We start from the raw sequence: 19,863 nt of genomic DNA on the forward strand, positions 1-19,863 counted from the left end.
CTTAACAAGGCACATCGCGAGTAAATCTATGAAAATCGGCATTATTGGTGCAATGGAAGAAGAAGTTACGCTGCTGCGTGACAAAATTGAGAACCGTCAGACCCTCTCCCTCGGTGGCTGTGAGATCTACACCGGTCAGCTGAACGGTGTTGACGTGGCTCTGCTGAAATCAGGCATCGGTAAAGTTGCAGCGGCACTGGGCGCGACCCTGCTGCTTGAGCGCTGCAAGCCTGACGTTATCATTAACACAGGCTCTGCGGGCGGTCTTGCCCCGACGCTGAACGTGGGTGATATCGTTGTTTCCGACGAAGCGCGTTACCACGATGCAGACGTCACCGCCTTCGGCTACGAATATGGTCAGCTTCCGGGCTGCCCGGCCGGGTTTAAAGCGGATGATAAGCTGATTGCCGCCGCAGAAGGCTGCATCAGCGAGCTCAACCTCAATGCGGTGCGTGGCCTGATCGTCAGCGGCGATGCCTTCATCAACGGCTCCGTCGGTCTGGCAAAAATCCGCCATAACTTCCCGCAGGCCGTCGCCGTTGAGATGGAAGCCACGGCCATTGCGCACGTGTGCCACAACTTTGGCGTACCGTTCGTGGTCGTTCGCGCGATTTCTGACGTGGCTGACCAGCAGTCCCACATCAGCTTCGACGAATTCCTGGCCGTTGCAGCCAAACAGTCCACCGTGATGGTGGAATCCCTGGTGCAGAAACTGGCGCGTGGGTAAGCCGTCCTTCAGGGCGCTGGTCGCCCTGCTTCTGCTCGCCCCGGCCTGGCTCACCGCCGCGCCGCGGGTGATCTCACTCTCCCCCGCCAATACGGAACTGGCGTTTGCCGCCGGGATCACCCCCGTTGGGGTAAGCAGCTTTTCCGATTACCCACCTCAGGCCGCCCATATTGAACAGGTAGCCACCTGGCAGGGAATGAACCTGGAACGTGTCGTGGCGCTCAGGCCCGATCTCGTCCTCGCCTGGCGCGGCGGCAATGCCGAACGGCAGGTGAACCAGCTGTCGTCGCTGGGAATCACGGTGAAATGGGTGGACGCGGAGAGCATCGAACAGGTGGCGCAAGCCCTGCGCGACCTCGCGCCCTTTAGCCCAACCCCGCAGCAAGCCGAGCGGGCAGCCGGGCAAATGCTCAGTGACTATGCCACGCTGAAAAGCCGGTACGGTACGCAAAAAAAGCAGCGCGTATTTCTGCAATTCGGCACGCAGCCGTTGTTCACAACCGGGAAAGGCTCGATCCAGAATCAGGTGCTTGAGACGTGCGGGGGTGAAAATATCTTTGCCGACAGCCGGGTACCCTGGCCACAGGTCAGCCGGGAGCAGGTTCTGGCGCGACAACCGCAGGCCATTGTGGTGGTCGGAAATGCGAGCGAGATTCCTAAAATTAAACAATTCTGGCACCGGCAGCTTAAAATACCGGTGATTGCACTCAACAGCGACTGGTTTGAACGGGCCAGCCCGCGTATTATCCTCGCCGCAAAACAACTCTGTGCCGAACTGGCAGAGGGTCATACAAACAGATAAACACCCCATTCGAGGATTTAACGATGCTCGTGTATTGGCTGGATATTCTTGGCACAGCCGTTTTTGCTATCTCCGGCGTTTTGCTTGCCGGAAAATTACGCATGGATCCTTTTGGCGTTCTGGTGCTCGGCGTCGTCACGGCGGTGGGGGGCGGAACGATCCGCGACATGGCGCTGGCGAACGGCCCGGTATTCTGGGTGAAAGATCCAACGGACCTGGTCGTAGCGATGGTCACCTGTCTGTTAACCATCGTGCTGGTCCGTCAGCCGCGCAGGCTTCCCAAATGGGTGCTGCCGGTGCTGGACGCCGTCGGTCTGGCGGTCTTTGTCGGAATCGGCGTGAATAAAGCCTTTATAGCAGGGACTGGCCCACTGGTGGCAATCTGTATGGGCGTGTTGACCGGCGTGGGCGGCGGGATCATTCGCGATATCCTGGCGCGAGAAGTGCCGATGATCCTGCGAACGGAAATCTACGCGACGGCCTGTATCATCGGGGGGATTGTACACGCTACGGCGTATTACACCTTCGCTATCCCGCTGGAGAACGCGGCAATGCTGGGGATGGTCGTGACGCTGGTAATACGTTTAGCGGCGATACGCTGGCACCTGAAGCTGCCGACCTTTGCGCTGGACGAAAATGGAAGGTAAAAAGCAAAAACGGTAACCGCCAGGTTACCGTTTTTCGAGTCTGCCGGGGTGAGTGCCTCAGCCCGCACCGTCCGCAACGTTAGATGCTGAACGACGATCCACACCCGCAGGTGCTGGTCGCGTTAGGGTTCGTCACCACAAAGCGCGACCCTTCCAGACCTTCGGTGTAATCCACCGAACCGCCGACGAGGTATTGCAGGCTCATCGGGTCAACCACCAGCGCGACGCCCTGCTTCTCGATAGTCATATCACCATCGTTAACCTGGTCGTCAAAGGTAAAACCATACTGGAAGCCGCTGCAGCCGCCGCCGGTAATATAAACACGCAGTTTCAGATCCGGATTGTCCTCGTCGGCAATCAGGGTTTTCACTTTTTTCGCTGCTGCTTCGGTAAATTCCAGCGGCAACGCTACGTCATCACTCATCTTATGCTCCCATGAATACTGCTACTGCTATTGGGTAAAAATCACCCAATTCTTTATGCCATTATCTAATACCCTGGTAATTCATTCAAGTATTCTGCTTCAGGGCCTGTTCAGCATCCTGTTTCGCCAGGGTACGGGCAAGAATGGTGGAGTATAGCGGTTTTCCACCCAGGAATTGGGCTAATAGTGTCGCGCCGAGGCAGGTAATGATCATTGGCAAAATGAGCTGGTAATTATCGGTCATTTCCAGCACCAGCACGATCCCGGTCAGCGGCGCGCGCAGGGAGGCCGCCAGTAGCGCTCCCATCCCCGCAACGGCAAACGTCCCGGCATCCAGATGATAGGCCGGGAAGCCAACCGCCGCCGCCATCCCAAACGCGGTCCCCAGCAGCGTGCCCAGCGCCAGCATCGGGGCAAAAATCCCTCCCGGCGCGCCGGAGGAGAAGCAGAGCACGGTGGTGATCACCCGCGAGATAAACATAAACAGCAGCAGGCCGACGCTAAAATTGCCCGCCGCCGCAACGGGTATCAGCCCAAATCCGCCGCCTGCCGCGTTCGGTTCGATAAAGCCGAGGATCCCGCACACTCCGCCGAGCAGGCCCCCCACCAGCACCCATCGGGTGGTGTTTCCGCCGTGGATGCGCTGAAACATATCCTGCGCACGTAAAATCAGCGTATTGAAAAGCGGGCCGACCACGCCAAAAATCATGCCAAGCACCAGATACAGCCACAGGGTGTTGACCGGCGCGTTAGTCAGCTTACCCACCTCAATCACCGCCCCTTCGCCGTTGAAGATGCGAAAGACGATGCTCGACATAATCACGCCGGTAAACACCGCCTTAATGGAGATGAGGTTGTAGCGGAACTGGGCGCGCATCTCTTCGATAATGAACAGGATCCCCGCCAGCGGCGCATTGAACGCGGCAGACAGCCCGGCCGCCGCCCCCGTCGCCAGCAGCGTATGGCGCGCTTCGGCGCTGCGCATACGGAACAGATCGCCGACCATACGCCCGACGTTACCGCCCAGCTGTACCGTTGGTCCTTCCCGTCCGAGCACCATTCCCGCCCCGAGCGTTCCCATCCCGCCGATAAATTTCACAGGAAGCACGCGCCACCAGCGAACCGGGCGTAGCTCTTCCAGCGCCCCTTCAATTTCCGGGATCCCCGAGCCGCCCGCTTCGGGTGCGAATTTACGTACCAGGAAATAGCCCACCATGGCAAACAGGGCCGAAAGGCCAAAGGCCCACGCCCAGACCAGCCATTCACGATCCGCAAAGCTGGCGACGGTGCCTATGCGCCAGTTGAGCACCGCGTTGACGGCTTTCTCAAACGCGACGCCCACGAGACCGGCCAGCGTGCCCACAACGGCAGCTGCCAGCAGAATGGCTAACGGGGTTTTGTCACGGTTGAGCAGCCGCCGGATGCTGACCCGGCGCTTCGCGCGCGTAAACTGCTGTTGTTCAAAAGACGGAGTGTTATCGTTCATTACCTTTTCTGTTTCGTCATACAAATGGCCGCAGGGATTTTACCAGAGACAGTCCCCTCGTCCCCTGAAAAATACTTAACAATTGTTAAGCCCTTTACGGGGCAAAAATTTTATAACCTCATCCGGATCACTTAGAATAGTCTCCTTAACTTATTTCTACGAACCAGGAACGACGCCATGAGCAAGTCTGAAAACCTCTACAGCGCAGCCCGCGAGCTTATCCCAGGCGGCGTAAACTCACCGGTGCGCGCCTTTACCGGCGTGGGTGGCACTCCGCTGTTTATCGAACGTGCGGATGGCGCGTATCTGTATGATGTGGATGGCAAAGCCTATGTCGATTACGTCGGCTCCTGGGGGCCAATGGTGCTGGGGCATAACCACCCGGCGATCCGCAACGCGGTGATTGAAGCCGCTCAGCGCGGCCTGAGCTTCGGTGCGCCAACCGAGATGGAAGTCAAAATGGCGGAGCTGGTCACCGAGCTGGTGCCGACAATGGACATGGTACGTATGGTGAACTCCGGTACGGAAGCGACCATGAGCGCCATCCGTCTGGCGCGCGGCTTTACCGGCCGTGACAAGATTATCAAGTTCGAAGGCTGTTACCATGGCCACGCCGACTGCCTGCTGGTAAAAGCCGGTTCCGGCGCGCTGACGCTCGGTCAGCCTAACTCTCCGGGCGTGCCGGCTGATTTCGCAAAACACACTCTCACCTGCACCTATAACGATCTGGACACCGTTCGCGCGGCGTTCGAGCAGTATCCGCAGGAGATCGCCTGCATCATCGTCGAACCGGTGGCGGGCAACATGAACTGCATCCCACCGCAGCCGGATTTCCTGCCGGGCCTGCGCGCGCTGTGTGATGAGTTCGGCGCGCTGCTGATCATCGACGAAGTGATGACCGGCTTCCGCGTGGCGCTGGCGGGCGCCCAGTCTTATTATGGCGTTGAGCCTGACCTCACCTGTCTGGGCAAAATTATCGGCGGCGGCATGCCTGTCGGGGCGTTTGGTGGCCGTAAGGACGTGATGGACGCGCTGGCGCCAACCGGTCCGGTTTACCAGGCGGGTACGCTCTCCGGTAACCCCATTGCGATGGCGGCGGGCTTTGCCTGTCTGACCGAAGTGGCGCAGCCGGGTATCCACGAAACCCTGACGGACCGGACGACGCAGCTGGCGAACGGCCTGCTGGAAGCCGCAGAAGAGGCGGGTATTCCGCTGGTGGTTAACCACGTCGGCGGTATGTTCGGCATTTTCTTCACCGACGCGAAAACCGTCACCTGCTATCAGGACGTGGTGAAGTGCGACGTAGAACGCTTCAAACGCTTCTTCCACCTGATGCTGGAAGAAGGGGTATATCTGGCACCGTCAGCGTTTGAAGCGGGCTTTATGTCCGTGGCGCACAGCGAAGAAGATATCAATAACACCATCGACGCAGCGCGTAAGGCGTTTGCGAAGCTGTAAAATGTGCGGCTTGATACCCTCTCCCACAGGGAGAGGGAGCAAACGCTAAAACGGCAATCCAAGGATTGCCGTTTACTTTTATTACCGACTCTGCTTTCTCAACAGATAGATAAAGTACGGCGCGCCGATAAAGGTCGACAGCAGGCCCGCCGGGATCTGATACGGGAACAGCACCATCCTTCCGCACCAGTCAGCAAAGACCAGGATCGCCCCGCCCGTCAGGGCAGAGATCGCGATATGCGGCATCGTGCGGCGGAAGCCCATCATACGTGCGATATGCGGCGCCATCAGGCCAACAAAACTGAGCGGGCCAATGGTCATGGTTGCCGTCGCCGTCAGGCACGCGGCCAGCAGCAGCAGGGCGATACGCGTTGGCGTCAGCGCCAGCCCGACCGCGCGCGCGGTGTCCCCGCCCAGCGGCAGAATGGTCATCCAGCGGCGGCACAGCGGCACTATCGCCAGCAGTACGATCATCACGATCCCGGTATGCACCACCTGGCTGCCGGTGGCGTTATACGTCGAGCCGGAGATCCAGGTCAGGATCTGCGCCATGCGCGGATCGCCGCTCGCCTGCAACATCATCAGCAGCATGGTAAACGCGGTGCTCAGCGCCATCCCGGCCAGCAGCATGCGGTGAGGCGAGAAACCGCCGCGCCCGGAGGCGATCAGGATAATCATCAGCGTCGCCGCCGCACCGATACTTCCGGCAGGCATCAGCCAGCCGAAGGCATTCCCCGGCACGAGAAACAGCATCAACACCACGCCAAACGCGGCGCCGGAACTGATGCCCAGGACTTCCGGGCTTGCCATCGGGTTACCGGTCAGACGCTGTATAATACAGCCCGCCACCGCCAGCATCACGCCGGCAATCAGCGCGGAGAAGATCCGCGGCCAGCGCCACTGCATGAGCTCATTCAGCAAATCCCCCGTCGCCCAGTGCCAGCCCGTGGCGTCACGCCCCAGCGAGAGCGCGGCAAACGAAGCGATAGCCAGCACCGCCAGCCCGGCAAGGCTGAACCATATCACCGACTGGCGCTCGGCAGAGATTTTATCGCCGGCATCCATCGCCGGGGCGCTGATGCTCCGCAGCCGCGGCAGCAGCCACAGCAGCAGCGGCGCGCCGATAAGGGCCGTCACCGAGCCCGTCGACACTTCCATCCAGACGCGCGCCAGCCAGAGAATGAGCTGATCGGAAAGCCAGAGGATCAGCGCGCCAATCAGCGGCGCCAGCATCAGGCGCGCCAGCAGACGCCGCGCGCCGAGCATTTTTGCCAGCAGCGGCGCAAACAGGCCGATAAATCCGATGATGCCGACGGCGTTAACCAGCAACGCGCTCAGCACAATCGCCAGGGTGAGGGCCGCCAGGCGGGCCAGCGACAGCGCCAGCCCCAGGTTACGCGCCACGCCGTCATCGAGGCCCATCAGCGTCAGCGGGCGCAGCAGCAGTAGCGTAAGCACCACGCCGCCAAACAGCTGAGGCCACAGGCGCTGGACGATGCTCCAGTCGGTCTGGGTGAGCGTTCCGGTACTCCACATAAACATGCTTTGCAGCTGGTCGTGGTGAAACAGCACCAGCAGCTGGTTGATTGCCCCGCAGTAGAGGCTAACGACCAGCCCGGCGAGGATCAGCGTGACCGGCGAAAGGCGTTTACCCCAGGCCACGCCGAAGACCAGCGCACCAACCACGCAGGCGCCTGCCAGCGCGGCAAACTGCGAGGTTAATGCCCCCGGCAGCGTCCAGAGCGTGGTAACGGTGATCCCCAGCTGTGCCCCCGTCGCCACGCCAAGCGTGGTTGGCTCCGCCAGCGGGTTACGCAGCACCTGCTGGAACAGCACGCCCACCAGCCCCAGGCCCGCTCCGACCAGCAGAGAGATGCTAAGACGCGGCAACAGGCTGTAGTGGAACAGCATTTGCTGAATATTATCGATATCCGGTGCGGCAACCGCGGCCGCCCACTGCTCGCGCGGTAACGCCGTGGTCAGGTTGAAGCCGGTCAGCGCCAGGGCAGCCAGGAAAATGAGCGCCAGCAGCAGCACCGGGAAGCGGGCAATACGCGTACTCATGCCCTGCCTCCCAGCGTGCGATCCAGCACGCGCGCAAAATGCATCGCCGACAGCGTCGCGCCGTAAAACCATACCGCAGGCGCGCGCAGGAAACGCCGTTCGCGCACGAACGGCATCGCCTGCCAGAGCGGGGTCGCCATCAGGGTTTGCATTTCACGCTCGTTGCCGTGGTCAAAGCACAGAACGTCAACGTCACGAAACGCCGCCAGGCGGTCAATGCCCACGGCGGTGCTTCCCCAGAACGTCATCTCGCCTTCCCAGGCATTGCGAATGCCAAAGCTGTCGAGCACTTCCTGGAACAGGCAGTTCTTTCCAAAGACCAGCATATGGCGGGCGTCCAGCAGCGTCACCATCAGCAGCGAACGATCGCCGCGGTCGGCAAAGCGCGGCTTAAGGGAATCAATCAGCGCATCAAATTCATCCAGGTGTTTTTTTGCTTCCGCTTCACGGTTGAGGAAATGCGCCATCTCGTGAATGGAGTTTTTTGCCATGGTCAGCGGCTTTTTACCGTCGCTGAAGGAAAAGCCCCGTCCGGGAGCAATCTTCGCCATGGTCTCTTCCGATGGGCCATACCCCGCAGACCAGAATAAATAAGACGGCTTCATCTGCGTGAGAAGCTCAAGGTTCGGCTCCGTACGCAGACCGATATCGATGACGGAGTCCGGCAGTTTGGGCTCATTCACCCACAGGGTGTAGTTAGGGATATCGGCCACGCCGTAGGGCGTGATACCCAGGGCCATCATCAGCTCGACGGGCAACCACTCCAGCGCCACAATGCGGTGCGGATCGATAGCAGCGGCGCGGGCCGGAGCCATCTTTAACAGCAGCGGCGAGAGCGCCATGGCCGTCAGCAGGCGACGGCGGCTTATGCGTGTAGACTCCAGCATCAGTAAACGAAGCTCACCGGTGCAGCCCCGGCAGGGTGAGGCAGGATCCCCATAGGTATACCGTAGATATGTTCCAGCGTTTCGCTGCGCATCAGCTCGTCAGGCGTGCCCTGGGCGATCATTTCACCGCCGCGCAGCGCCACCAGATAGTCGCAATAACGCGCGGCCATATTGATATCATGCAGAACGGCAATCACCGTCAGGCCGCGCTGCTGGCTTAAACGGTGCACCAGCGCCAGCACGTCCACCTGGTGGGCAATATCCAGCGCGGAGGTAGGTTCGTCGAGCAGCAGGCAGCGGCTGTCCTGCGCCACCAGCATCGCGATCCACGCGCGCTGGCGTTCGCCACCGGACAGGCTATCCACAAGGCGGTGCGCCAGCGGTTTTAACCCGACCAGCGCAATCGCCTCTTCCACTTTCTCTCTGTCAGCAACGCCAAAACGCCCGAGCGCACCGTGCCACGGATAACGTCCAATCGCCACCAGCTCGCGCACCGTCATCCCTTCCGCCTGCGGCAGCTGCTGCGGCAGATAAGCCACCTTGCGGGCAAAGGCCTTACTGCTCCAGCCCGCCAGCGGCTGCTCATCCAGCAGAATGTCGCCCTCGGACGGCGGCTGGTGGCGGCCCAGCATCTTCAGCAGCGTCGATTTACCGGAACCATTGTGCCCGATTAATCCGGTCACTTTACCTGCGGGAAACGTCAAAGAGAGCGGGTGCAGCAGGGTGCGCCCGGGTACGCGAAAGGAGAGATTGTTGAGCGTGAAGGTGGAGTCGGATTGCGTTTTGTTATCCTGCATATCAGCCAACTTAAATAAAAAGGGCACGGCGAACCGTGCCCATAAAGAGATTAGAAGCGGAAGGTCGCCGTGGCGACAACCTGGCGTTCAGCACCCCAGAAGCAACCATAGGTGTTGAAGCAGCTGGCAACGTACTCACGATCGAACAGGTTGTTCACGTGAAGCGCGACGTTTGAACCCGCCATGCCCACGCGCGCCAGGTCATATCGGACTAACGCATCAACCAGGGTATAGCTGCCCACAGTAAACGAGTTCGCCGGATCGCCCTTGCTGGAGCCCGTATAACGAACGCCGGTGCCCAACGTCAGGCCAGACAGCGGGCCATCAAACATCGTGTAGTCACCCCAGACAGAGGCCATGTGTTTTGGTACCTGGGCTGGCGTGTTGCCTTTGTAGTTGGTGTCGGTGGTGTATTCCGCATCGGTATAGGTATAAGAACCCACAACGTTAACGCTTGCAGACAGCGCCGCTTTCGCTTCCAGCTCTACACCACGGGCACGGATCTCACCGCCTTCAACGGAGAAGAATGAGCCCGCAGGATCGGCCATCAGGTTGTTGGTTTTGGTCAACTGATACACTGCACCGGTGATCACGATCGGACGATCGTTCGGCACGTATTTCACGCCCGCTTCGTACTGCTTGCCTTTAGACGGAGAGAACAGTTTACCCTGAGCATCGGTCTGTGAAGCCGGTTCAAAGGATTCGCTGTAGCTGAAGTAAGGGGTTACGCCGTTATTGAACAGATAGTTAACGCCGCCACGCCAGGTAAACTGAGTATCATCACGTTTGGAGGTAGTATTCAATACACGGTTGTATGACTCCTGATCGGCCCAGTCGTAACGGCCGCCCAGCGTCACCAGCACTTTATCCCACTGCGCCTGATCCTGAACATACAAACCGGTCTGTTTCTGGCGGTTGAGGATTTGATACGCGCCGGAGTTTGCCGGATCTTTTGAGCCAAAATCAAAATCGCTGTTTACCGGATTGTAGAGATCCAGCAGTGGTACAGAGTCGTCATAGCCAAACCAGGAGTTGATATCGTTGCGCATACGCATAAAGTCAACGCCGGTCAGCAGGGTGTGGTCAACCTGGCCGGTCGCAAATTTGCTCTGCAGCTGGGTATCAACGGTGAAGTTCTGCAGTTTTTCATTATCGACAACGTACTTACGCGCCAGATAATGACCTTTATCGGCAGGAGCTAACGCAGCACACTGTTTGCTACCGCTGTTTGCCGGATCGGTACATACGCCGTAGCCGTAAACGCTGTTTTGCGAGGTTTTGTTCTCGGCAAAACGCAGGTTTTGGCGCACGGTAAAGGTGTCGTTAAATTCGTGGTCGAAGCTATACCCCACCATTTTCTGGTTACGGGAATAGGTATTGTTCTTCGCACCTTCGTTGAAGTCCGTCGACAGTCGGTCGCCGTTTGGCAGCGGATCAACCGTACCTTCTTTTGGCAGCCAGCCGTAATAACCTGTTTCAGGCTCGTTCTGGAAGTAGGAGAGGAAGGTGAAAGTCGTTTTATCATCCGGACGCCAGGAGAATGATGGCGCGATGGCATAACGCTGCTCGCCTTTATCTTGCTGCTGCGCATTATTTGAACGCGCAACGCCCGTCAGTCGGTAAGAGTAAACGCCGTCATCGTCGATGGCATCGCTGAAGTCAAAGCCGGTCTGGAACAGACTGTCGGTGCCAGCTTTGAACTGGATCTCTTTTAGCGGCTCGGTTGTTGGACGCTTACTTACCATGTTCAGCAGGCCACCAGGGCTGCTTTTTCCGTACAGAACGGAAACCGGGCCGCGCATGATTTCAGCACGCTCCAGCATATAAGGGTCAATCACCGCGTCGTTATAGAAGTTGCCCTGCATCTTCATACCGTCGAGGTAGTTGTTCTGGCTCTGGCCATCGGCCGCGAAACCGCGAATAACCAGGTAGTCATAGGTATTTGAAGCACCCCGGGTGCCTACCGCAACGCCCGGGGTATAGCTCAACGCTTCTTTAACGGAACGTGGCTGATGCAGCGCCATCTCTTCGGCAGTTACCACAGAAATAGACTGTGGAACCTTTTGAATTGGGGTGTCTGTTTTGGTTCCGGTCGCGGATTGACGCGCGGCGATAGTCGCAGCAGGACCCCAGGCACTTTCCTGTGCAGCCGGTGCGGCAGTCACGGTGATCGTTTCTTCTTTCTTGGGGGTTTCAGCGGCCTGTGCGTAAGCAGACATGCCGGCAACCGCTGTGGCTACGACGGCTGCGATTTTACGCAGCGACGTGTTAATTGGCTGAGCAGTATTGGAAAGCGCCATGATGGATCTCTGATGAAAAAGGTGAATGATAACGTAAACGAGAATTATTATTATGACCGCAGAATAATATGCGAAACGCTGACGGCATAGCAAGCGATATGCGGCCCTACAAGAATTAAGGGTTTAAGAAATAATCAACGGAAAATGGGTCGTTAATAAGGGTTGAAAACGGGGTTAAGGAAATGAGTTGCCGAGGTGAAAAAATACCCCCTTCCCGGGAAGGGGGTATCGGGATGGTTAGTTCCCGCCGAACATATCCTTGATCCAGCCGGCGACGCCGTCGCTGTCCTTCTTCTCTTCCTGCTGCTGCGGCTGTTGTTGCTGCTGCTGCGGTTGAGAAGACTGGTCAAACGGATTGCCGGTCGGCTGCTCTGGCTGACTTTGCTGGCACAGCGCATCCGGATTGGTCGTCCAGACCGGCAGTGAACGCACGCCACCGCCGCAGATAAAGTTACCGGAACTATCCACGCCCATATCGACGATATCTTCCGGCGCAACCAGGTTAAGCGGCACCGGGGACTGGTTTGCCAGATAGCGCTGGTAAATCGACATCGCACCGCTCGCACCGTACAGCCTGGTCGGCTGGTTGTTATCGCGGCCCACCCAGGTGATCACCACTTCACGACCATCGATACCGGCGAACCAGGTATCCACGTTGTTGTTGGTGGTACCGGTTTTACCTGCCAGGTGCAGACCCGGATACTTCGCCCCCAGCTGACGGCCGGTACCGCGCTGCACAACCTGCTGCATGGTCCACAGCGTCATATAGGCAGCCTGCGCCGGGACCGCGCGCTCGGCCTGCGGGAAGCTCTGATACAGCACGGAACCATCTTCAGCAATCACCGAGCGCAGCGCAGAGAGCGGCGCGCGGTTACCGCCGCTGGCGATGGTCTGGAACGCCTGCGCCACTTCGATTGGCGTCAGGTTAAGCGCGCCAAGGATCATGGCCGGAACAGGATGCAGCTGATCTTTCGGCACGCCCAGCTTCTGCCAGGTATCGGTAATCGCCGGCAGACCCAGCGCCATACCGAGGTTAACCGTTGGCACGTTCATCGAGCGGGTTAGCGCGTCCACCAGCATCACCTGACCGCTGAACCGTTTGTCATCGTTCTGCGGAGACCATACCTGGCCGTTAGGCTGGCGCAGAGAGATTGGCGCATCGGCAATCCAGGTGTTCAGGCGATAGAGGTTCGGCTGGCTCAGCGCGGTCAGGTAGGTCGCCGGTTTTGCCAGTGAACCGATCGAACGACGCGCCTGCATCGCACGGTTGTAGCCCGCATACTGCGGCTCAGCACCGCCCACCATCGCGCGAACTTCGCCGGTGTTACGGTCAACCACAACCATCGCGGTTTCCAGATCGCTCAGCTTACGCTGCTTCTTCAGCGCCGGGATCCCTTCAACCGCCGCTTTTTCTGCCGCATCCTGCGCCACGGAATCAAAGGTCGTGAAGATCTTCACGCCGGAGAGATCTTTAACTTTATCCCCGAGCTTCGACTGCAGCTCCTGACGCACCATCTGCATAAATGCAGGCTGTGGAGAGATTACCCCACCGCGCGGCTGAACGCCCAGCGGACGCGCGCTCAGCATGTCGTACAGCTCCTGGTCGATGACCTGCTGCTGTTGCAGCAGACGCAGCACCAGATTACGACGCTCCAGCGCCAGTTTCGGGTTACGCCACGGGTTGTAGATCGACGCCCCTTTCACCATACCTACCAGCAGCGCCTGCTGGTCGAGACTCAGCTCTTCCACCGGACGGCCAAAGTAGTACAGGCTCGCCAGCGGGAAGCCGCGGATCTCGTTATCACCGCTCTGGCCGAGGTACACCTCGTTCATGTACAGCTCAAGGATACGATCCTTGCTGTAGCGCGCATCCATCAGCACGGCCATGTACGCTTCGTTGGCTTTACGCCAGTAAGAACGCTCGCTGGAGAGGAACAGGTTCTTCACCAGCTGCTGGGTCAGGGTACTTGCCCCCTGCACCGTGCGCCCCGCGGTCAGGTTCGCCAGTACCGCACGACCAATGGAGTAGAGGCTGATGCCGTCGTGCTCGTAGAAGTGACGGTCTTCGGTTGCCAGCAGCGTATCCACCAGCAGGTCCGGGAAGCCGTTACGCGCCACGAACAGGCGCTGTTCGCCGTTTGCGGACGACAGCATGGTAATCAGACGCGGATCGAGACGGAAGAAACCGAACTGGCGGTCGTTATCCATGTTCTCAATGGTTTCCAGGCGATCGCCGTCAAAGGTCAGACGCGCGCGCACCTGCCCCTCTTTGCTGTCCGGGAAGTCGAACGGACGGCGGATCATCTCGATGCTTTTCGCCTGAACGGTAAACTCGCCAGGACGCGTCATTTTCGTGACCTGACGATACTGCGTGGCCTGCAGCAGCTTCACCATCTCGTTCTTGCTGATGGACATCTCTGGCTCAAGGTTCACCATGCGACCATACACTGCCGCAGGCAGCTGCCAGACTTTCCCGTCGATACGGCTGCGGATCTTCTGATCCAGATAAACGCCGTAAATCGCGATCAGAACAACAAAAACAATGAACAGCTTCAGCAGCAGCCAGAACCAGCCGCGCTTCCCGCGAGGCTTGCGCCCTTTGCCCTTCCCTTTACGCGGCATCGGTTCCTCATCCTCATAATCGTCTTCATAGTCATCGTCATATTCCTCATCTCTGAGGCGACGACGGCTCACCTTTTCTTTCGCCGGACGCGTTGGCTTTCCCTTACGTCCTATTGGCTCGCGGTCATTCCCCGCCATGCTTTTTCTCCGCAACATTCAGGCGCAAAGGCCAGATTTTCTTTCCTTTCACAGGTCAGTGAAAGAAGAAATCTCTCAAAGTGTGTTTCTTCCTCTCCCTGTGGGAGAGGGCCGGGGTGAGGGCATCAGGCCGCACTTTCCCTTTCAGGCCGCACTCCCCCACTACGAATATTTTTTCGTGCGCCGCGTCGGCGCCGTATTCGCCGGATCGTCCGGCCAGACGTGTTTGGGATATCGCCCCTTCATCTCTTTCTGCACCTCGCGGTAACTTCCCGCCCAGAACGCCCCCAGATCGCGGGTTATCTGCAGCGGACGATGCGCAGGCGACAGCAGCTCAAGCACTAACGGCACCCGCCCTTCAGCAATGGACGGCGTGGTGGCCTCGCCAAACATCTCCTGCATGCGCACGGCCAGCGCCGGAGGATTATCCTCATGATAACGAATGGCAATCCGGCTCCCGGTTGGCACAGTGTAATGCCCAGGCAGTTCACTATCCAGACGTTGACGTAACGACCAGTCCAGTAAATTCTGTAACGCTGTCTTAACATCGAGCGCCTTAAGGGCGCGCAGCGAGTGTACGCCGCTCATCTGCGGCAGCAGCCACTGCTCAAGCGTAGCGAGCAGCGCCTCATCGTCAACCGCGGGCCAGGCGTATTCCGGCAGCCACTTCGCCGCGCAGTGCAGACGAATGCGATACTGTTCAGCCTCCGGCGTCCAGTTCAGGACGCTCAACCCTTTTTCGCGAATGCCGTTCAGCATCGCCTGGTGAAGCTCGTCTTCCGACGGTTTCGCCAGCGGTATCGACCCGAGCGTCAGCTTGCCGATCTGGCTCCGACGAAACGCCTTTAGCGTGCCCTGAGCATCATCCCACTCCACGATGTCAGATTGCTGAAGCAGCTGCGGGCACGCACGCGTCAGGGCATCGATGTCAACGGCAATCGCCTGCAATATGCGCGCGTCCGGCGAATGGCTGCCCTGAAGCAGCAGCGGGGCGATCAGCCACTCGTGACGCGTCAGGGCATCATCGCTGTCGAGCATCGCGCCCATCCCGTTTGCCAGCTGATAGCGCCCGTCAATCCCGCGACGGCGCGCGATCCTGTCCGGGAAGGCCTGTGCCAGCAAGAACGGGATATTTTCGCCAGCAGGCGATCCCCCTTTACTGTTCAGGCGTTTGCACAGCTGCTGCGCCCGCTGCTGCCAGTTTCCCTGATTGCGCGAAAACGCCTGTTCCAGATCGCTGCTGCCACCGCGAGGCGGCTCCTCAAGAATAGCCGCCAGTTTTGCCGCCGTGGCAATTTCATCATCGTCCCGGGCTGCCGTCAGCATCGCCGCCAGGCGGGGATCGTTACCCAGCGCCGCCATTTTCTGGCCGCGCGCCGTCAGACGCTCGCCTTCCAGCGCGCCAAGCTGGGTCAGGAGGTTACGCGCGGCGGTGACGTTCACGCCAGGCGGGGGATTAAGCCAGGTGAGCTGCTCAGGATCGGGGCAGCCCCACTGCAACAGATCCATCACCAGCCCGGAAAGATCGCTTTGCACTATCTCAGGCGTGCTCTGCGCTGCCGCTCGTTCCGCCTGCTCTGCGCTGGTTAAATGCAGACAAATCCCCGGCTCAAGACGCCCCGCGCGGCCCGCGCGCTGGATCATCGAGGCCTGACTGATGCGCTGCGTCAGCAGCCTGGTCAGCCCGGTACGCGGATCATAACTCGCCACTCTCTCCTGCGTGCTGTCCACCACCAGGCGAATGCCTTCGATGGTCAGGCTGGTTTCAGCGATATTGGTCGCCAGCACCACCTTGCGCTGCCCTGCCGGTGCGGGAAGAATCGCCTTGCGCTGCTCGGCCAACGGCAGCGCGCCGTACAGCGGGCACAGCATAACGTCGCGGCTCACCCGGGATGCAAGCTGCTCCTGCACGCGCTGGATTTCGCCCACGCCGGGTAAAAAGAGCAACAGCGAGCCGGGTTCATGACGGAGCAATTCGGCGGTGGCGATGGCCACGGCTTCGTCAAAACGCTGGTGGGAAGCAAGCGGCTGATAGCGGCGATCAACCGGGAAGGCACGCCCTTCGGAGGCAATCATCGGCGCGTCAGGGAGCGTCTGCCGGAGCCGCTCGTTATCCAGCGTCGCCGACATAATGAGCAGCCGCAGGTCATCGCGCAGCCCCTGCTGAACGTCGAGCAGCAGCGCAAGGGCGAGATCCGCCTGCAGGCTGCGCTCGTGAAATTCATCGAGGATCACCAGCCCGACGCCGGACAGTTCCGGATCGTTTTGCAGCATGCGGGTGAGAATGCCTTCGGTTACCACCTCAAGCCGCGTGGACGCGCTCGTGCAGGTTTCAGCACGCATGCGGTAGCCCACCGTCTCGCCCGGTTTTTCATTCAGCAGTTCCGCCAGGCGCTGCGCCACGTTGCGCGCGGCCAGTCTGCGCGGCTCCAGCAGAATTATTTTCCCGCGGATCTTCCCCTCGCGCAGAATTTGCAGGGGCAGCCAGGTAGATTTACCCGCTCCCGTGGGCGCGCTGAGCAAAACCTGCGGCGCATGTTCTAAGGCTGCGAGAAGCTCAGGAAGGACGACGGCGACGGGCAAAGAAGACACTTACGGCTCCAGAGGGTTAACTTTATTCGGCGTACATTGTAGCATCGGCGCATATCATTACCGAGTCCTGCGCATGTCTGATTCAAAACGGCTGTTTTTCGCCATCGAGTTACCCACCACGCTTCAACGGCAGATCGTTCGCTGGCGCGCCAGCCACTTTCCGGCGGAAGCGGGCCGGCCTGTCGCTGCCACAAACATGCACCTGACGTTAGCCTTTCTCGGCGAGGTGAGTGCAGAGAAGCAGCGCGCGTTAAGCGCAATGGCCGGACGCATTTCTCAGCCGGGGTTTACGCTTCACCTTGACGATGCCGGACAGTGGTTGCGCTCCAGGGTAGTCTGGCTGGGAACGCGTCAGCCGCCTCGCGGATTACTTCAGCTCGCGAACATGCTGCGGGCACAGGCTGCGCGCAGCGGCTGTTACCAGAGCCCGCAGCCTTTTCATCCCCATATCACCCTGCTGCGCGATGCGGGTCAGGCTGTTGCCATCCCGCCGCCGGGCTTTCACTGGTCCTTTCAGGTGACTGAATTTGCGCTTTACGAATCTGCCTTTGTACAAGGACGCACCCGCTATACCCCGCTCCAGCGCTGGACGCTGGGCGACACGTTAAGGAAACCTGATGAAGTTTAGCCCCGCACTCCAGCGCGCCACCCTGATCCAGCGTTATAAACGCTTTCTCGCAGACGTCGTAACCCCCGAGGGCGAAACGCTTACCCTGCACTGCCCTAACACCGGTGCCATGACCGGCTGCGCCACGCCGGGTGACACGGTCTGGTATTCCACTTCAGAAAATACTAAACGCAAATATCCCCATACCTGGGAAATGACCGAGACGCAAAACGGGGCATTTATTTGCGTTAATACCCTGCGCGCAAATCAGCTGGTTAAGGAAGCGCTGACAAACGGCACGCTCCCCGAACTGGTGGGTTACGGTACGCAAAAAAGCGAAGTGAAATATGGCGATGAGGGCAGCAGAATTGACTTTATGTTACAGGCGGAAGATCGGCCTGAGTGCTATATTGAAGTGAAATCAGTGACGTTAGCGGAACAGGAAAACGGCTTCTTTCCGGATGCGGTAACGCTACGTGGCCAGAAGCATCTGCGAGAGCTAATGAGTGTAGCGGCGGCGGGCAAACGCGCCGTATTGCTGTTTGCGGTTCTGCATTCAGCCATTGAACGGTTTTCCCCGGCCCGTCATATTGATCCTAAATACGCGCAATTGTTGCATGAGGCACAAAAGCAGGGGGTAGAGGTTTTCGCTTATAAAGCGGAACTTTCTGCCGATAATATAACTCTGAGATCCTCTCTTCCCATTGTCTTATAAGGGATTAGACGATTGACTATTAAGTGTTCTGGCCGCGTGCGCAAATACGCTTTTCCTCACAGGGTTGTCAAGTGTAACGTTTAGATAATTGCCATACGGAAAAGCATCTGCTATTTATAGCGACCTGATTTTTCCCCCAACACGGGGATCGATAGTGCGTGTTAAGGAGAAGCAACATGCAAGAAGGGCAAAACCGTAAAACATCGTCCCTGAGTATTCTCGCCATCGCTGGGGTGGAGCCGTATCAAGAGAAGCCGGGCGAAGAGTATATGAACGAAGCCCAGCTGTCGCACTTCAAGCGTATTCTTGAAGCATGGCGTAATCAACTCAGGGATGAAGTCGATCGCACCGTTACACATATGCAGGATGAAGCTGCTAACTTCCCGGATCCGGTCGACCGTGCCGCTCAGGAAGAAGAGTTCAGCCTCGAACTGCGTAACCGTGACCGCGAGCGCAAACTGATCAAAAAGATCGAAAAAACGCTGAAGAAGGTCGAGGACGAAGATTTTGGCTACTGCGAATCCTGCGGTGTTGAAATTGGTATTCGTCGCCTGGAAGCGCGTCCAACAGCCGATCTGTGCATCGACTGTAAAACGCTGGCAGAAATCCGCGAAAAACAGATGGCTGGTTAATCCCCGCCCTCTACACACTCTACAAAGGCGGGAGTCTCTCCCGCCTTGTTACCGTTGATATGTCTGAATCTCACTATATCGGCCGCTTTGCGCCATCTCCCTCCGGTGAATTACACTTCGGCTCATTAATTGCCGCGCTCGGCAGCTACCTGCAGGCTCGCGCCCGTCAGGGTAAATGGCTTGTTCGCATTGAAGATATTGATCCTCCGCGTGAAGTTCCCGGTGCGGCAGAAACCATTCTGCGACAGCTGGAACATTACGGTCTTCACTGGGACGGCGAGGTGCTCTGGCAGTCTCAACGCCATGATGCCTACCGGGAGCGCCTGGCATGGCTTGCCGAACAGGGGCTTTCCTATAACTGCACCTGTACCCGCGCGCGTATTCAGAGCACAGGTGGCGTTTACGACGGCCACTGCCGCACGCTTCGCAACGGGCCAGAAAACGCTGCCGTACGGCTGGTTCAGCGTTCGCCCGTAACGGCGTTTACCGACGTGCTCTCGGGTAAAATCGAGGCGGATGAACGTCTGGCGCGCGAAGATTTTATTATTCACCGGCGTGATGGCCTGTTTGCCTATAACCTGGCGGTGGTGGTCGATGACCATTTCCAGGGCGTTACGGAGATTGTGCGCGGGGCGGATCTCGTTGAGCCGACCGTGCGCCACATTTCGCTTTACCAGCAGTTTGGCTGGACGGCGCCGGATTACATTCATCTGCCGCTGGCGGTCAATGACCAGGGGAATAAGCTGTCAAAACAGAATCATGCCCCGGCGCTGCCTGACGGCGATCCGCGCCCGGTTTTGATCGACGCGCTGCGATTTCTCAACCAGAATGTAACGAAGGAATGGCAGGATCTGAGTCTGGACGAATTGCTGAAAATGGCGATTGATAACTGGACGCTTATAGCCGTGCCCAAAATCCGGCATTCTCAAATGCGTTGCGCTGAGCTATGATTAGCCGCTTTTTTG

The 19,863-nt window shown here is 58.7% G+C and carries 16 protein-coding genes; 8 read left to right on the forward strand and 8 right to left on the reverse strand.

The window, feature by feature from the left end; genetic code table 11:
• Positions 1-28: 28 nt before the first annotated feature.
• The 3 genes from mtnN to IM304_RS05505 are packed head-to-tail and all read left to right on the forward strand — an operon-like array spanning position 29 to position 2,176.
• A complete protein-coding gene (gene mtnN / locus IM304_RS05495; protein ID WP_148420135.1) occupies positions 29-727 on the forward strand; it encodes a 5'-methylthioadenosine/S-adenosylhomocysteine nucleosidase in 699 nt (232 codons plus the stop codon).
• On the forward strand, positions 720-1,529 hold the full coding sequence (gene btuF, locus IM304_RS05500) for a vitamin B12 ABC transporter substrate-binding protein BtuF (RefSeq protein ID WP_193355747.1): 810 nt from the start codon (positions 720-722) through the stop codon (positions 1,527-1,529). Before mtnN ends, btuF begins: the two co-directional genes overlap by 8 nt.
• Before the next feature lie 23 nt (positions 1,530-1,552).
• Positions 1,553-2,176, forward strand: coding sequence for a TRIC cation channel family protein (locus tag IM304_RS05505; RefSeq protein WP_148420133.1), 624 nt, complete (start codon positions 1,553-1,555; stop codon positions 2,174-2,176).
• A 79-nt stretch (positions 2,177-2,255) separates the two neighbouring features.
• On the opposite strand, the gene erpA is transcribed toward IM304_RS05505, so the two are convergent.
• Both erpA and clcA read right to left on the reverse strand, forming a co-directional pair.
• Positions 2,256-2,600, reverse strand: a complete 345-nt coding sequence (erpA, locus tag IM304_RS05510; RefSeq protein ID WP_003856230.1) for an iron-sulfur cluster insertion protein ErpA — start codon at positions 2,598-2,600, stop codon at positions 2,256-2,258.
• 85 nt (positions 2,601-2,685) lie between these two features.
• Positions 2,686-4,086 carry a H(+)/Cl(-) exchange transporter ClcA gene (gene clcA / locus IM304_RS05515; protein ID WP_193355748.1) on the reverse strand — a complete coding sequence of 467 codons (1,401 nt, stop codon included), beginning with the start codon at positions 4,084-4,086 and terminating at the stop codon, positions 2,686-2,688.
• Positions 4,087-4,263: 177 nt separating this feature from the next.
• Between clcA and hemL the strand changes: the two genes are divergently transcribed.
• Positions 4,264-5,544, forward strand: coding sequence for a glutamate-1-semialdehyde 2,1-aminomutase (hemL, locus tag IM304_RS05520; protein ID WP_193355749.1), 1,281 nt, complete (start codon positions 4,264-4,266; stop codon positions 5,542-5,544).
• 81 nt (positions 5,545-5,625) lie between these two features.
• Here the strand turns inward: hemL and fhuB are convergent, their stop codons facing one another.
• The 6 genes from fhuB to hrpB all read right to left on the reverse strand — a co-directional run bounded on the left by fhuB (position 5,626) and on the right by hrpB (position 16,944).
• Positions 5,626-7,608, reverse strand: a complete 1,983-nt coding sequence (gene fhuB / locus IM304_RS05525; protein WP_193355750.1) for a Fe(3+)-hydroxamate ABC transporter permease FhuB — start codon at positions 7,606-7,608, stop codon at positions 5,626-5,628.
• Complete coding sequence (fhuD, locus tag IM304_RS05530; protein ID WP_193355751.1) at positions 7,605-8,495, reverse strand: Fe(3+)-hydroxamate ABC transporter substrate-binding protein FhuD; 891 nt, start codon at positions 8,493-8,495, stop codon at positions 7,605-7,607. The genes fhuB and fhuD overlap by 4 nt, the downstream gene beginning before the upstream one ends.
• Positions 8,495-9,292 carry a Fe3+-hydroxamate ABC transporter ATP-binding protein FhuC gene (fhuC, locus tag IM304_RS05535; RefSeq protein ID WP_193355753.1) on the reverse strand — a complete coding sequence of 266 codons (798 nt, stop codon included), beginning with the start codon at positions 9,290-9,292 and terminating at the stop codon, positions 8,495-8,497. The genes fhuD and fhuC overlap by 1 nt, the downstream gene beginning before the upstream one ends.
• A 50-nt stretch (positions 9,293-9,342) precedes the next feature.
• Positions 9,343-11,592 (reverse strand): ferrichrome porin FhuA, encoded by a 2,250-nt coding sequence (gene fhuA, locus IM304_RS05540; RefSeq protein WP_193355755.1) that lies wholly within the window; start codon positions 11,590-11,592, stop codon positions 9,343-9,345.
• A gap of 237 nt (positions 11,593-11,829) precedes the next feature.
• Positions 11,830-14,352 carry a bifunctional glycosyl transferase/transpeptidase gene (gene mrcB / locus IM304_RS05545; protein ID WP_193355756.1) on the reverse strand — a complete coding sequence of 841 codons (2,523 nt, stop codon included), beginning with the start codon at positions 14,350-14,352 and terminating at the stop codon, positions 11,830-11,832.
• A 162-nt stretch (positions 14,353-14,514) separates the two neighbouring features.
• Complete coding sequence (gene hrpB, locus IM304_RS05550) at positions 14,515-16,944, reverse strand: ATP-dependent helicase HrpB (RefSeq protein WP_193355758.1); 2,430 nt, start codon at positions 16,942-16,944, stop codon at positions 14,515-14,517.
• Between the two features lie 73 nt (positions 16,945-17,017).
• Between hrpB and thpR the strand changes: the two genes are divergently transcribed.
• The 4 genes from thpR to gluQRS all read left to right on the forward strand — a co-directional run bounded on the left by thpR (position 17,018) and on the right by gluQRS (position 19,848).
• The gene (gene thpR / locus IM304_RS05555) at positions 17,018-17,572 is read left to right on the forward strand and encodes an RNA 2',3'-cyclic phosphodiesterase (RefSeq protein ID WP_193355760.1); all 555 of its coding nucleotides are present in this window, start codon (positions 17,018-17,020) and stop codon (positions 17,570-17,572) included.
• Entirely contained in the window at positions 17,562-18,266 is a 705-nt protein-coding gene (sfsA, locus tag IM304_RS05560; RefSeq protein WP_193355762.1) for a DNA/RNA nuclease SfsA, read from the forward strand. Before thpR ends, sfsA begins: the two co-directional genes overlap by 11 nt.
• A 176-nt stretch (positions 18,267-18,442) precedes the next feature.
• On the forward strand, positions 18,443-18,898 hold the full coding sequence (gene dksA, locus IM304_RS05565; RefSeq protein ID WP_001155232.1) for an RNA polymerase-binding protein DksA: 456 nt from the start codon (positions 18,443-18,445) through the stop codon (positions 18,896-18,898).
• Between the two features lie 59 nt (positions 18,899-18,957).
• Complete coding sequence (gene gluQRS / locus IM304_RS05570) at positions 18,958-19,848, forward strand: tRNA glutamyl-Q(34) synthetase GluQRS (protein WP_193355763.1); 891 nt, start codon at positions 18,958-18,960, stop codon at positions 19,846-19,848.
• Positions 19,849-19,863: the final 15 nt, after the last annotated feature.

Origin of the sequence: Enterobacter cloacae complex sp. P40C2, assembly GCF_014930695.1 — a bacterium.
GTDB classification, from domain to species: Bacteria; Pseudomonadota; Gammaproteobacteria; order Enterobacterales; family Enterobacteriaceae; genus Enterobacter; species Enterobacter pasteurii.